Below are 12,977 nucleotides of genomic sequence, written 5' to 3' on the forward strand. Positions count from 1 at the left end.
TCCCTCCATGCCGGGAATGAGGACCTCGGGCTCACATGCCACCGTTGCCCCGCGTCCGGCGGAGGACCCCCGCATCCAGGCGGCCCTCCAGGGGCAGCGCGAAGCGACGGAGTCGTTGTTGATGGAGCTGCTGCCTCGCGTGCGCAACCTGGTGCGCTACCTGGTGCGAGGCGACGCGGACGTGGAGGACATCGCCCAGGAGGGCCTCATCGCGCTCGTGCGCGGGTTGCCCACCTATCGGAGCGAGGGGCGCTTCCATGGGTGGGTGGACCGGGTCGTCGTGCGGACGACCTTCGCGTGGCTGCGGCGCGCGCGAGGCCGTGAGGCCCGGCAGGCCGATGAGTCGGCGGAGCTTCTCGCGGTGCCCTCCGAAGATGCGCTGCCGGACGAGTACGTCCACCGCCGCCACCTGGTGACGCTGCTGGACACGCTCTCCACCGAGCAGCGGCATGCGCTGGTGCTGCACCACGTGCTGGAGCTGAGCGTGCCGGAGATAGCCACGGAGCTCGGCATTCCGTTCGAGACGGTGCGCAGTCGGCTCCGACTGGGACGCGCGGCGTTGCGGGCGCTGGCCGCGGCGAGCGAAGGAGAGGGGGAGGGATGAACACCTTCAGGGAAGAGGGGGACGCGGCCCTGGATGACCTGCTGAAGCCGCTGGATGGAGAGGCGGGCCCGGCGCGCCGCATCTCCCGGCAGAAGTCGGCCGCGCTCGTTGGCGCCGCGCTGGCGGCGGTGGCCGTCGAGGAAGCGGCGCCCGCCCAGCAACGCATCCGGAAGCCGAAGCGGCCCCCCATGTGGTTGATGGCGGGGGCGCTCGTGCTCACGGGAGCCGCGGCCGCGGCCGTGTGGCGGTTCGCGTTCTCCGAGCCCATGTCGGAGCCTCGGGAAGTGGCGCGGCCCGTCGTGCTGTCAGCTTCAGCGGGTGCCCCGGTCGCGGCGGAAGGGGCGCCGCCTGTGGTTGGCCCGGCTTCGCCCGGTGATGGTGTCGCGGCGGTAGGGGCGCCGCCTGAAGTGGGCCCGGCTTCGCCCGGTGACGGTGTCGCGGCGGAAGGGGCTCCGCCCGTGGTGGGCCCGGCTTCGCCCGGTGACGGTGTCGCGGAGGTGGAGGCTCCGGTGCCCGCGCTCGTCCCGCCAGCAGGGGCCTCTGTTGCTGCTCCGGAGAAGGCCACGCCGCCCACGCGCGTGCCACGGCGGAATGCGCCCTCGCAGGCCCGCTCGTCGTTCGCGCCGGAGGACCTGCTCCGGAAGGCCAACGAGCTCCGGGCCGGTGGCCGCTGGAAGGAAGCGGACGCGCTGTACGTACGCGTCATTCGCGCCGAGCCCGCGTCCCTGGCGTCCTATGTCGCGCGGGTGGCCTCGGGCTCGCTCCGGCTGGAGCACCTGGGTGACGCGCGAGGCGCGCTGCGCCACTTCCAGGACGCGCTCCGGCTCCAGCCCCAGGGCGTGCTCGGCCAGGAAGCCCGTTACGGCATCGCGGAGGCGCACCGAGCGCTCGGCGACGCGGCGGCGGAGGCCCGGGCGCTGGAGTCGTTCCTGGCGAGCCACCCCGACTCCGCGCTCGGCAAGACGGCCCGGGCCCGGCTGCGGGAGCTCTCCGCGCCATGAAGCGGCACTGGGGCCTCTTCCTGCTGCTCGCGGGCACCACCGTGAGCGCCGGCTGTACCCAGAGCGACCTGGTGGCCACCATCCGCTCGCCCGACGGTGGAGGACTCGAGGTGCCCTCCGAGGACGCCGGCCCTCCGGATGGTGGCGAGCCTGCCGACGGTGGCAACCCATCCGACTCCGGCGTGCCTCCCGACTCCGGCGTGCCTCCCGACTGGACGGCGTACTGCGCGGGACGCGGTCCGCCCATCGTCGTGGGAGACACCGGCGCGAGTGTCTGCAGCGGCCAGCTCGCGGAGCGGACCTTCCGCAATGCGCTCTGCACCTGCGAGCGACTCGCGCTCAGTGCGTCGCTGGAGACCGATGCCTTCCGGGGCTCGCTGGCTCCGTACCAGCCGGGCGGCTCCGGCGGTGACGTCGGAGTGAACGGGAGCCTGTCCGCCAACGACACCGTCTCCGTGGGCGGGACGCTCCAGGTCGGCGGTGACGGAGGCATCCAGCTCGGGCGCCCGCTCACGGTGGGCGGAGCCCTGTACAGCGGAGGCCCCCTCAACGGGAGCACCGTCTCCGCGACTGTCACGGGCTCGGCCCGCGTCCGCGGAGACGTGGGGCTGGCCTCCCTCACCGTGGGCAGCAGCCTCTCGGTTCCACCCGAGTACACGCTGGGGCCGGTGCAGGCCGCCGAGGTGCTCCGCGAGCCCGTGGACGCAGTGGTGCCCTGTGCCTGCGAGGCTGCGTCCCAGGTGGACGTCGCCGCGCTCATCGCCCATCACTCGCGGGACAACGACAACGCGGCCATCGGCCTGGATGCGGCGGCGCTGGAAGGCATCCAGGGCGAGCGCACGCTGGAGCTGCCCTGCGGGCGCTTCCACCTCACGCGCATCACCGGCACGGGGCGCGCGACGCTCGTCATCCGGGCGCGCACCGCGCTCTTCATCGGTGACGCGGTGGACCTGGGCGACGGCCTCACGGTGGACGTGCGGCCCCCCGGAGAGCTGGACCTGTTCATCGGGGGCCGCGTCGCCGTGGCGGGGCCGCTCACGCTGGGCTCCGCCGATGCGCCCTCGCGGACCCGCGTGTACGTCGTGGGCTCCAGCGTGCTCGCCCTGTCCGCGGGAAGCATGCTGGCCGGCAATGTCTACGCGCCCGGCTCCCTGCTGAGCCTGAGCGGCAACGCGGAGGTGTTCGGCTCGGTGTTCGTGCGACATCTCGAGTCCTCCGGGACGCTCCGGCTCCACTACGACGCGGACGTGCTCGACGCCGGTGTCGAGTGTCCGGGCAACTGACGCCTCGCGGCCGGTGACGGTGGCCTTCAGCCCACCGTCACCCGCGGCGAGCGCCTTTCAGGGCACGAGCTCCCAGGCGTCCTGCCAGTGGCTCCCCGTTCCCGGCGCGTAGTGCGATGCAGCGCCCTTGCACCAGCCGGAGTAGGGGAAGGGCTTGCAGCGGTAGAGCCGTCCGTCCGTGCCCTCCACCACGGTCCCCGCCGTGTAGCTGGAGAGGCCCGCCGGGTACTTGTACGCAGCCGTGCCGCCATCTCCGCCGCTGGAGGGCTTCTCCACGTCGAGCTGGAACGTGTAGCCCGTCTCGCGCGCGTAGACGCGGTTGGCCGTCGCGCTCTCCACGGGGACGACGCTCCCCGTCGTCTGGAGCACGCCCACCTGCACGCGGCTGGAGCCCGTCGTCACCCGCTGCGCGAGCCGGTACATCCAGCTCGCCGCCGGGCTCGCCGCGCCGTCCAGCGCCAGGACATGGGACTCCACGTCACCGCCCGCGGCGTCGAACAGGCGGAAGGTCACCTTGCTCCCGGAGGGCAGGTCCTCGCGGGCCTGGAGCTGTCCCAGCTCCTTCCACGCAACGGGCGGAGGCGGCGTGTCGCTGAACCGCACATCGGTGCAGGCATAGAACGCCTCCGGGCTGTCGGAGCGCTGCCAGATGCCATAGACGACGTGCGCGCCTGTCTTCCCCTGCGGAAACGGGCAGCTCAGCCGGTAGCGGTTGTTCTGGGCGGAGACGTTCGTCACCGTGCAGAAGGGATTCGCCTCCAGGTCCGACCACTTCAGCGGCAGCGCGGGGTTGTAGCCCTCCCGCGTCACGTAGAGCCGGAAGTACCCCGTGGCGTGGACCGCCGTCGCATGGAAGACGAACTCGAAGCGCCCGCTGGCGTCCGGGGCGATGAGCGTGGACGGCCAGTCCGTCCTCGCCAGGTCCAGCCCCTTGTGGCTCTCGTTCGCCGCGCTGCACAGCTTCCCGTCCGGGATGATGTCGCGGTGCCTGTCATTCGCATTGCCCTGGCGCACGCCGTTCCAGTCGTAGAGCGCCTGGGTTCCTCCCGCCTGGATGGCGGCCTTGCACGCGGCGGACTTCGGCGTCTCCGGCCCTTCCTTGAAGCAGCCGTAGACGCGGCTGAGAGGCACCTCCATGGAGCCATGCGCCAGGGCGGGGCTGGCGGACAGCACACTCGACACGACGAGCCATGACGCAAGCGACTTCCGGATTGCTGGGAACATCCCTTCCTCCTGTGCGGACTGCGCGAGGGAGAGGAGGGGGCCGCGCCGGACTTCGGGTCATCGGGTTGCAAAAAACGAAGAAGCCGTGGCGCCGCCCCCGGAAGGGCCCGCGCCACGGCTTCTCGTGTACCGCGAGGGTGCTCGGTGGCTACCGGCGCTTGCCGAGCAGCCGCATGAGGGCGATGAACAGGTTGATGAAGTCCAGGTAGAGCGTCAGCGCGCCGACGATGCTCACCGTGGCGGCGCTGCTGTAGCCCGTGCCGGCGTGCATCTCCCGCAGCTTCTGGGTGTCGTACGCCGTCAGGCCCGCGAAGACGAGGACGGACGCGCACGCCACCACGAAGGACACCGCGTCGCTGCGCATGAAGAGGTTGACCACGCTGGCCAGCACCACGCCGACGAGGCCCATGAAGAGGAACGTGCCCCAGGCGCCCAGGTTCTTCTTGGTGACGGTGCCGTAGATGGACATGGCGCCGTAGACGCCCGCCGTCAGGAAGAACGCCTGGGCGATGCTGCCCGCGGTGTAGATGAGGAAGAAGATGGACAGCGTCATCCCCGTGAGCGCCGAGTAGCCGAGGAACATCGCCGCGGCGACCGCCCCCGACAGGCGGGGAGCCAGGAAGGACAGCCCGAGCACCACGCCGAACTGCACCAGCAGCAGGGGCATGCGCCAGTTGATGACCGCGCGCAGCAGCGGCTCGTTGCTGACCGTCACCAGGGCCATGATGGCGGTCACCATCAGCCCACCGAACATCCAACCGTGCACGCGCGTCATGAAGGCGCGCTGCGACTCCTGCACCAGCACGGCGTCGACCGGCGCGCGCTCAGCCGTCTGCCATCCGGAAGTTTCCCAGGCCATGGACTGTGATTCCTTTCAAGCCGGGACGGGCCCGGCGGCGAAGCCTTTATAGCGTGTCCGGCCGCGTCATGCGCGCGCACCGGCTCGTGTGAAACCCCTTAAATGGCCTTCCATGCCAGCAAAAGCTTGGAGGCCACTTCCGAGGTGATGAGCGGCAGCACCCCGCCGCCGCCGACGATGTTGACGATCTCCGACATGGAGCCCCGACACACCCCGCCCCAGGCAGGCTGGCGAGCGAGCCCTACCGACGCATACGCCGAGTAGTCCACGAAGAAGGACGCGGGGAGCACCGTGCCGGTCGGCTCGCAGAGCAGGTGGTCCTCGGGCGGCGAGTCCACCACCTCCTGCACCACGAAGCCGCCGCCCGCGGGGTCCGCCGCGGCGCGCGCGCACAGCTCCGGCCAGCCCAGCAGCTCGCCATAGGCGGCCTTCACGCGCTCCGTGTAGGGCACCGTGCCCGCCGAGCGGCCCAGGAACACCGCCTTGCCGCCGTAGTCCCACGCCCGCTTGAGCACGAAGCGCTTCGGGTCCGCGGCCACCAGGGCCACCACGTCCTCGGTGCGCTCGCCGTCGGGGCCCACCGCGGGGCCGGGGCGGAACACGCGCGTCCACGGCACCGAGGCTCGCACCGCCTCCAGCTCGTCCGCCGTGAGGCCCGCGGCCTCGGCGAGGCTCGGCTCGGACACCGCCTGGGACAGGCGCGCGAAGGTGGTCTTCACCTCCACCTGGGAGGCGGGCGGGTTGAGGAACACGGCCTTCTTCCCTGGCACCGTCCCCACGAAGTCCTCCACCCACGGCGAGGGCGTCTCCTCCAGCCGCCGCACGAAGAGGTGGCGGTACACGAGGTCGTACTTCTTGCCGCGCACCTCGAAGGCGTCGTCGCCGGAGACCTCGTCCGGGTGCACCACGTCCGCGTCCGCGCCGAACTCGCGGAAGCGCTCGCACAGCCAGCGCAGCTCGGTGATTTGCGCGTCGTTGCGGCGGCACAGCAGCGCCACCGTGTCCGGCATCTTCCCGTTGCGCTCCGCCGCGTACCCGTCCAGCAGCGAGCGGTACAGCGCCAGCGCGTTGCTGCCGTTGAGGCTCAGCAGCGTGTGCAGCGCCTTCTCCGGATAGCGGAAGTAGCGGCCCACCACCTCGATGAAGGTGCGCGCCGCGATGTCGGAGTACCCCTGCATGGCGGGGATGGTGGCGTTGACCTCCAGCGCCCACGGCTTGCCGCCGGCGACGAAGTAGTCCACCCGCGTGGTGGCCAGGCGGGTGGACTGACGCCAGGTGCGCTCCGCGAGCGAGCGCTCGAGCGGAGAGAGGGCGCCCAGCAATTCCTCCGCGTCGGAGCCGTCCAGCATCGCGCGCGCCATCTTCACGGTGGCGGACGACAGGCGGGCGGACAGCTCGGCACGGCGGCGAATCTCCGCCGCGTCCAGCACCACGGGGGTGGCGGTGATGGGGATGGGCCGGGTGGTGCCATCTTTCTGCGTCACCGCCAGGCCCCGCTTGTACGCGAGCTGGGCCAGCTCGGGCGCGATGTGGCGCGCCTGGCTCCGCAGCACGTCGATGAGCTCTTGCACGAAGTCCTGTCCTCGAAAAATCGCCCGGGCCTCCCCGGGGCGCGCGAACCCTACGCCTACACGGGTTCACCGGTCCATCCGCCCGGAGATGCCGACGCCTTCCCGAGTGGTCAGCGTGGACCCGGACGCTCCGGTGAAGCCGGGTGCGAAGGGTTGCGCCGTGTGAAACACATGCGAGGGTATGACTTGCGCGAACCTCACGTATCGTTTACAAAACGCAATCCCGTATCACCTGGGAACCTGCTGACGTGAGCCCTTCCACCCGCCCCCTGCCCGTGAGTCTCGTCCGGTCGCGCCTCCTGGCGCTGCCGCTCGTGCTCGTGTGCGCACTGGCGTACGTGGGGAGCGTCATGCACTTCGCCCTCGTCCAGCACGCCACGTGCCTGGAGCACGGCGAGCTGGTTCACGTGGGAGAGGGTGGCGAGCACGCTTCCGGGCAGGTCGAGGTCTCCTTCGACGATGCCCGTGTCGCCTCCCGTGCGGACGTCGTCGACGCGCACGCCGTGGACGCGCACTGCGCCCAGGCCTTCATCCGTCGTGAGGTCCTGCCTCCGGCGAAGGCCACCGTCGTCCTTCCGGTGGTGTCCATCCGCTCCGCGCCCGCGCTGGCGGTGTTCCGCTTCCACGCGGAGCCTGTCGCGCGGCTGCACCTCGCTCCCAAGGCCTCTCCGCCTCGCGCGTGAGAGTCGGGAGCGCGTCTCCTCCTCACCCGGCACGCCCGTGTCGTGTGGTGTCCGTCGACACGTGAAGTCCCATGTCCTCGTCCCGCTCCGCATGGGGCGCGAGGACCGGGGCTCCACCGTGTCGTGGACTGACGCCCTCTCGCGCCCACCGCCTCGCGCAGACGTCTGATCCTTCCATGCCCGCCGCGTCCGCGCTGGCGCCGCCTTCATCGGCGGTGTCCGGCGCGGCGTGGAGGCGTGGCGCAATCGCAGTACAACCACCCGTGGAGTTACACCATGAACAAGAAGCTCCTTGCCGCCCTCCTGATGTCCACCGCCCTGCTCGCCACCGCCTGCGGAGACGACGAAGAAGGGGAGGAGAGCGCGGACGTCGAGGGATGCGAGCACCTCCAGGAGGGGCCGGCCGTCGCCCTCACCGCCACCACCACCGGCACGCCGCCGAGCGTGGGCAATGACCACCGTCGCTACGACGTCACGCTCGTGGACGGCACGGGCGGCAAGACGGGCTCCGTGTCCTTCGCCGCGGCCGAGGCCACCGACTACGTGTTCTTCACCAACGTGGACGTGCCGCTCGTCATCCGGAACTCCAGCGGCACCGAGATGGAAATCGAGGAGCGCACGACGAGCTCCTCCGAGTGCACCGAAATCAAGGGCCGCTACGTGGTTCCCCTGACGGTGGGCACCCATACGCTGACCTTCGGCCCCACCTCCACGGCGACCGTCTCACTCGTCATCGAGGAGTTCTCGCACGAGGGCCACGACCACGAGGAGTAGTCCCCCCCCCGACGCGGCGCGCCCACCTGTCCCCGCGGGGGGGTGGGTGGGCGCGCCAGCCCCGCCATCGTGTGAGGAATTGAGGAATTGATGATGCGTGCCACTTCCGTACTGCCCGACGAGCTGCGCCATGAGGGAGCGCGTCTGTTCGACGTCTCCATGTGGTGCCTCGGCCGGGACGTGTGCTGCCCCGAGGGAAACCTCCTCCTTCGCCGTGGGCTCGTGCGCCACGCGCGTCCCGAGGGTGTCGACGGGCAGAGCGCATACTCGATGGATATGCAGGGCGCGGGGCGTCTGGTGTTGTGGGGCTTCGGGGTGCTGTGTGAGTGCGGGGATGCCGTCTTCGTTGCGAGGGACGGTTTTTCTCCGCGCCTGCTGGAAGCGGCGCCACGCAAACCTGCCTTTCAAGCGCAGGAATTAGGGCCGTGGCGCGAGCCCGTCACCGCGGAGCAGAATCGCGGGGCTCGTGTCGTGCTGGCGTCGCTGGCCGGGTGGCTCGCCGGCCATGAGGAGTGGGTGGCGCGGGAGCTGGGGATTGGCTGGCGCCGCACGTGTCTGGCGGCGCGCCGGAAGGCGTCTCCCGTCGCGGCGGAGGCGCTGTCCGCGGCCTGGAGGCGTCTCGGTTCTCGCATCGGTGCATTGGACTCTGGATTGAATGCCTGTCTCTCCCCGGTCTCCGGGGCCTGAGGAGCACATCATGCTGGCGCGACTTCTTCGAGCCGACGAGCCGTCCGTCTATGTGCAGACTCCGTGGGAGGACGTCGCGGACGAGTCCCTGCCGCCGCCTCCGCTGCGCGAGGGCCTGGGCACCGCGCACCTGCCGGTGCACACCCGCGAGCCGCTGGCGCAGGCGTACTTCGACCAGGGCCTGCGCCTGCTGCACCTGGGGTGGGGCCCGGAGGCCCGCCGCTCCTTCGCCGAGGCGGCCCGGAGGGACTCCGAGCTGGCCATGGCGTGGTGGGGCCTGGCCCTCACGCGGGGCGCCGGCGCCCGCTTCGCCGCCCCTCGCGCGGAGGCCATCCGCCGCGCGCTGGCGCTGAGTGAGGGCACCTCCGACCTGGAGCAGCGCTACGTCGTCGCCGCCAGCCTGCTCGCGGACAAGGGCCCCTCCAATGGCCGCCATGCCTTCGTGCGGGACATGGAGTGCCTCGTGGACCGCTACTCCGAGGACGTCGAGGCGCGGCTGCTGCTGGCCGGCTTCCTCGTGGATGGCTACGAGGCGGACGGCCGCCCCGGACAGGGCCAGCCCTATGCGCAGGCCCTGCTGCGCGAGTTGCTGCGCACGCACCCGGACCACGCGGGCGTGCACCACGCGTGGGTGAGCGCCATGCTGCACAGCGCGCGGCCCGAGGTGGCGCTGGAGAGCGCGCGGAAGCTGGTGGAGCTCGCCCCCGCGGCCAGCCCGGCGCTGCTCACCGCGGGCCGGCTGCTGCTGCGGGTGGGCCGGGGAGACGAGGCCCGCCGGGCCCTGGAGGCCGCGGTGGCCGCGGACGATGCGTACCTCGCGCGCGAGTCGCTGCCCGCCCCCATGGCCCCGAGCGCGGAGGCCGCCATGCGGCTGCTCGGCCAGGGCTGCGCGGAGGCGGGGCGGTACACCGATGCCCAGTCCTGGGCCCGGCGCCTCCGGCACCGCGTGGAAGGGGCGGGGAGCGAGCCGCAGGCGGTGCTCTTCGCCTCCCTCTCCATGGTGTCCGCGCACCTGCGCTTCGGCTTCTGGCGCGCGGCGGCGGACGTGCCCATGGAGCTGCCGGACTCCGCCACGCTGGCCGACCGGGCCCTGCGCGACGGCGTGCGCCACTACACGCGGGGCCTGAGCGCGCTGGAGGCCGGGCGACTGCCCGCGGTGGAGCACGCCTGTGACGCGCTGGACGCGCTCCACCCGCCGCTGTCGGAGGAGCGCCGCTCGGAGGGCCGCGCCCTCTGTCCTCGCGACGTGGCCCGGGTGGTGGAGGTGGCCGCTCATGAGCTGCGCGGCGCGCTGGAGGCCCGCCGGGGTGACGCGGGCCGCGCCGAGGCCACGCTGACGCGCGCCCTGCGCCTGGAGCGCCGCCTGCGCGCCGCCGGCCCCATGCCCTTCTCCCGTCCCGCACGCGAGGCCCTGGCCCGCTTGCGGCTGCACTCGGACCGCGAGGACCGGGCGCTGGAGCTGTCGCGGACGCTGGTGTCGGAGCGGCCCGGCTGTGGCCACGCCCGCCTGCTGTCCGCCGAGGTGCTGGTGGCGCTGGGCGCGTGGGAAGAGGCGGTGGCGGCGTTCACCGCCTTCCTCGAATGCTGGCGCGACGCGGACCCACACCTGCCGGAGCTGCGCCGCGCCCGGCTGTTCATCGCCGGACGGGGCCGCGTGCTGCGCCTGGTCCGCCCGTCGGAGCTCGCGGCCGTGCCTGACGTCGAGAGCGCGGTCCCCCGGCCCCTGGAGAAGGTGTCGTGTTGACCGCTTCGCAAACGACGCCCGCGCGCTCTCGCTGGGATGGCGTGGGCCAGCTGCTCTCCGCGCTGTGCATCCTCCACTGCGTGCTGCTGCCCCTGGTGCTGGGCGTGCTTCCGGTGGCTGTCGCCGGGGTGCTGGGGACCGAGTCCCTCCACCGCTGGCTCCTCGCGCTGGTGGTCGCGAGCGCGCTGGCCTCCTTCGTCCCAGGGTGGCGCCACCACCGCCGCATCTCCGCACCGGGGCTCGCCGCGCTGGGCGTGGCGCTGCTCGCGGGCGGGGCCTTCCTCGTCCCGGAAGGGGCCGACGGCCCGTGGGAGACGGTCCTCACGCTGCTGGGCGGAGGGGTGATGGCGGTGGCCCACGGGCGCAACCGCGCGCTGTGCCGCGACTGTTGCCCTCCCGAAGCGCGGTGAGCGGGAGCGTCCTCCGCGGGCGGTGTCCCGCTGCCGCCGCTTGACGGGCCGGACGGGTTCGCGCGAGGAGGGGGCATGCCCACCTTCCGCCTCAAGCTGGACCAGGCCGCGCTGCTCGTCGTGGACATCCAGGAGCGGCTGTGCGCCGCCATGGACCGGGACGCGCTGGACCGGATGCTCATGCGCACCAACGCCGCCATCGAAGGGGCGCGCGCGCTCGGCCTCCCCATCCTCCTCACCGAGCAGTACCCCAAGGGGCTGGGCCCCACGCACTCGCTGGTGCGCATGCGGCTGGGGGACGTGAAGCCCGTGGAGAAGATGGAGTTCAGCGCGGCCGTACCGGAGGCGCTGGCCGCGCTGGGCAACCGGCGCCAGGTGCTGGTGGCCGGCATGGAGGCGCACATCTGCGTCTTCCAGACGGTGCGCGACCTGGCCGAGCGTGGGCTGTCCCCCTTCCTGCTGGCGGACGCGGTGCTGTCCCGCTCGGTGGAGGACCGCCGGGTGGGGCTGGAGCTGTGCCGCGACGCGGGCGCCCACGTCGTCACCGTGGAGGCCGCGCTGTTCGATTTGCTCGAGCGTGCGGGCACGCCCGAGTTCAAGAAGGTCTCCGCGGCGGTCCGCTGACGCCTAGAACATGGGCGGCTTGTCGGCCTGCGGCGCCGGCAGCGGGCCGAGTCCGGACGGCGGAGGCGGCAGCGTGTCCTTGGAGATGGCGGGCAGCGACGGCGTGAGCTGGCCCACGTAGAGCAGACCGTCGATGCCCTCGTCCGTGGAGGACTCGAAGCGCTGCACGTACGGCGTCTGCCCGGGCTGCGCGGCCACCCGCTCCGAGGGCGTCGCGCCGATGTAGCCGCACTGGAGCTTGCCGGCGCGGTTCAAGTCACAGCCCCAGCGCGTGCCCTGCGCGTAGCTCATCTCCAGCACCACCAGCCGTCCCTTCTTCAGGTGGTACGCCATGGGCGTGAAGTCGCGGTCCCACGCCGCGCCCGTGACGGTGCGCGTGTGCGCGTTGCCGGCGAGGATGACGTGGAGCTCGTCGGGGTGGGCCTTGCGCCGCGCGGTCCACACCTTCGCCAGCTCGGCGTCGCGCTCGCTGGCCCAGGCGGTGTCCGTGTCATAGGCCACCAGCGTCACGCGCAGGCCCGCGGCCCGCATGGCGCGCACGCGGTCGATGAGGTCGAAGATGGCGCGGCTGCTGCGGCCATCCTGGTAGGGCCGCGTCCAGAAGCGGCCCTCCAGCAGCGCGTCCTGGTCCACCGGCGCGCCGGGGCTGGCGAGGTAGCGGTCCACCCGCTCCTGCTCCGTCTTCGGGATGGACAGGCCGAGCACCACCGGCAGTCCCGCCTCGGCCATCTGGCAGACGACGTTGCCCACCACCGCGGGCATCTCGCGCGAGCCGAGCTGCTCGCCGACGAGCAGCGTGAGCCCCGGAATCGTCAGCTCGCCCAGGCCCCGCACGGCCTCGCCGCACTGGCCCGGCGCTGGCGTCGTGTCATGCCAGCGGGCGAGATAGAAGCCTGCGTCCCGCACGGGCGTGGGCACCGGGGCCTGGTACACGTTGCCGCTCAGCACCTCGAGCGAGGGCGCGGACTCCAGGCGAAGGGTGAGCTCCTTCTCCAGGTCCAAGTCACGGTCGCCGCGCGTCGCCATCCGCATCTCGGCCGGGATGCCGTCGCTCGGGTCGTTGACGACGGTGACGTCGTAGCGCCTGTCGTGGGTCAGCTCGGCCCGTTCCCGGAGGACCTTCCACCACGGGTTGCGGCTGGTGGCTGGATTGCTGATGGCGTGGAACTTCATGCGGAAGATGCGGACCACGGACTGGCGGGGGCCCACGGCGATGCCCGTCACCAGGTAGCGGGAGAACGTCATGTCTCCCGTACCGACGCGGTCCGGCTTCTCCCAGGTGGTGAGCAGCTGGCTCGCGTCCTGCGTCTCCTCGAAGGTGTAGCCCCTCGAGGCCAGCAGCTCCCGTGTCGCGGCCAACGCCTCGGCCAGTGGCTTCTGGAAGACGTGCTCGAACTTCGGCTGCTCCGGCGTCGCCGCCTTGGGCGCATGTGCACAGCCCACCGCCAACACCACCAGCCACGGCATCAACCAACGGACATTCATGGAAGCCCCTCCGGCCTGGGACCGAACG

Annotated in this window: 13 protein-coding genes; 9 read left to right on the plus strand and 4 right to left on the minus strand. The window is 72.1% G+C overall.

Annotated features, from left to right (window positions below):
• Positions 1-7: 7 nt before the first annotated feature.
• The 3 genes from ACX9TP_RS16950 to ACX9TP_RS16960 are packed head-to-tail and all read left to right on the plus strand — an operon-like array spanning position 8 to position 2,888.
• The gene (locus ACX9TP_RS16950) at positions 8-604 is read left to right on the plus strand and encodes an RNA polymerase sigma factor (protein WP_482980765.1); all 597 of its coding nucleotides are present in this window, start codon (positions 8-10) and stop codon (positions 602-604) included.
• A complete protein-coding gene (locus tag ACX9TP_RS16955; protein ID WP_482980766.1) occupies positions 601-1,605 on the plus strand; it encodes a tetratricopeptide repeat protein in 1,005 nt (334 codons plus the stop codon). Before ACX9TP_RS16950 ends, ACX9TP_RS16955 begins: the two co-directional genes overlap by 4 nt.
• The gene (locus tag ACX9TP_RS16960) at positions 1,602-2,888 is read left to right on the plus strand and encodes a DUF7305 domain-containing protein (RefSeq protein WP_482980767.1); all 1,287 of its coding nucleotides are present in this window, start codon (positions 1,602-1,604) and stop codon (positions 2,886-2,888) included. The genes ACX9TP_RS16955 and ACX9TP_RS16960 overlap by 4 nt, the downstream gene beginning before the upstream one ends.
• A gap of 57 nt (positions 2,889-2,945) precedes the next feature.
• On the opposite strand, the gene ACX9TP_RS16965 is transcribed toward ACX9TP_RS16960, so the two are convergent.
• From ACX9TP_RS16965 to ACX9TP_RS16975, 3 genes are all read right to left on the minus strand, one after another.
• Complete coding sequence (locus ACX9TP_RS16965) at positions 2,946-4,112, minus strand: lytic polysaccharide monooxygenase (RefSeq protein WP_482980768.1); 1,167 nt, start codon at positions 4,110-4,112, stop codon at positions 2,946-2,948.
• Positions 4,113-4,260: 148 nt separating this feature from the next.
• A complete protein-coding gene (locus tag ACX9TP_RS16970; protein ID WP_482980769.1) occupies positions 4,261-4,971 on the minus strand; it encodes a Bax inhibitor-1/YccA family protein in 711 nt (236 codons plus the stop codon).
• 98 nt (positions 4,972-5,069) lie between these two features.
• The gene (locus tag ACX9TP_RS16975; RefSeq protein WP_482980770.1) at positions 5,070-6,542 is read right to left on the minus strand and encodes a hypothetical protein; all 1,473 of its coding nucleotides are present in this window, start codon (positions 6,540-6,542) and stop codon (positions 5,070-5,072) included.
• Positions 6,543-6,790: 248 nt separating this feature from the next.
• On the opposite strand from ACX9TP_RS16975, the gene ACX9TP_RS16980 reads away from it, so the two are divergent.
• The 6 genes from ACX9TP_RS16980 (at position 6,791) to ACX9TP_RS17005 (ending at position 11,464) form a co-directional block, all read left to right on the plus strand.
• Positions 6,791-7,225 (plus strand): hypothetical protein, encoded by a 435-nt coding sequence (locus ACX9TP_RS16980; protein ID WP_482980771.1) that lies wholly within the window; start codon positions 6,791-6,793, stop codon positions 7,223-7,225.
• Positions 7,226-7,501: 276 nt separating this feature from the next.
• On the plus strand, positions 7,502-7,999 hold the full coding sequence (locus ACX9TP_RS16985; protein ID WP_482980772.1) for a hypothetical protein: 498 nt from the start codon (positions 7,502-7,504) through the stop codon (positions 7,997-7,999).
• Positions 8,000-8,089: 90 nt separating this feature from the next.
• Positions 8,090-8,686, plus strand: a complete 597-nt coding sequence (locus tag ACX9TP_RS16990) for a hypothetical protein (RefSeq protein ID WP_482980773.1) — start codon at positions 8,090-8,092, stop codon at positions 8,684-8,686.
• A gap of 10 nt (positions 8,687-8,696) precedes the next feature.
• Positions 8,697-10,430, plus strand: coding sequence for an ATP-binding protein (locus ACX9TP_RS16995; protein WP_482980774.1), 1,734 nt, complete (start codon positions 8,697-8,699; stop codon positions 10,428-10,430).
• Positions 10,427-10,840: a MerC domain-containing protein gene (locus tag ACX9TP_RS17000; protein ID WP_482980775.1), complete on the plus strand. Its 414-nt coding sequence runs from the start codon at positions 10,427-10,429 to the stop codon at positions 10,838-10,840. Before ACX9TP_RS16995 ends, ACX9TP_RS17000 begins: the two co-directional genes overlap by 4 nt.
• Positions 10,841-10,915: 75 nt before the next feature.
• Positions 10,916-11,464: an isochorismatase family protein gene (locus tag ACX9TP_RS17005; RefSeq protein WP_482980776.1), complete on the plus strand. Its 549-nt coding sequence runs from the start codon at positions 10,916-10,918 to the stop codon at positions 11,462-11,464.
• A 3-nt stretch (positions 11,465-11,467) separates the two neighbouring features.
• Here the strand turns inward: ACX9TP_RS17005 and ACX9TP_RS17010 are convergent, their stop codons facing one another.
• Positions 11,468-12,949 (minus strand): hypothetical protein, encoded by a 1,482-nt coding sequence (locus ACX9TP_RS17010; RefSeq protein ID WP_482980777.1) that lies wholly within the window; start codon positions 12,947-12,949, stop codon positions 11,468-11,470.
• Positions 12,950-12,977 lie beyond the last annotated feature (28 nt).

The sequence above is a fragment of the Pyxidicoccus sp. M15 genome, from assembly GCF_056858435.1.

Excerpts from the sequence above, each read along its gene's own strand:
- ACX9TP_RS16990 (WP_482980773.1), top strand. The coding sequence starts at position 8,090 with ATGATGCGTGCCACTTCCGTACTGCCCGACGAGCTGCGCCATGAGGGA.
- ACX9TP_RS16955 (WP_482980766.1), top strand. The coding sequence starts at position 601 with ATGAACACCTTCAGGGAAGAGGGGGACGCGGCCCTGGATGACCTGCTG.
- ACX9TP_RS16970 (WP_482980769.1), bottom strand. The coding sequence starts at position 4,971 with ATGGCCTGGGAAACTTCCGGATGGCAGACGGCTGAGCGCGCGCCGGTC.
- ACX9TP_RS17010 (WP_482980777.1), bottom strand. The coding sequence starts at position 12,949 with ATGAATGTCCGTTGGTTGATGCCGTGGCTGGTGGTGTTGGCGGTGGGC.
- ACX9TP_RS16965 (WP_482980768.1), bottom strand. The coding sequence starts at position 4,112 with ATGTTCCCAGCAATCCGGAAGTCGCTTGCGTCATGGCTCGTCGTGTCG.
- ACX9TP_RS16995 (WP_482980774.1), top strand. The coding sequence starts at position 8,697 with ATGCTGGCGCGACTTCTTCGAGCCGACGAGCCGTCCGTCTATGTGCAG.
- ACX9TP_RS17005 (WP_482980776.1), top strand. The coding sequence starts at position 10,916 with ATGCCCACCTTCCGCCTCAAGCTGGACCAGGCCGCGCTGCTCGTCGTG.
- ACX9TP_RS16950 (WP_482980765.1), top strand. The coding sequence starts at position 8 with ATGCCGGGAATGAGGACCTCGGGCTCACATGCCACCGTTGCCCCGCGT.
- ACX9TP_RS16985 (WP_482980772.1), top strand. The coding sequence starts at position 7,502 with ATGAACAAGAAGCTCCTTGCCGCCCTCCTGATGTCCACCGCCCTGCTC.
- ACX9TP_RS16960 (WP_482980767.1), top strand. The coding sequence starts at position 1,602 with ATGAAGCGGCACTGGGGCCTCTTCCTGCTGCTCGCGGGCACCACCGTG.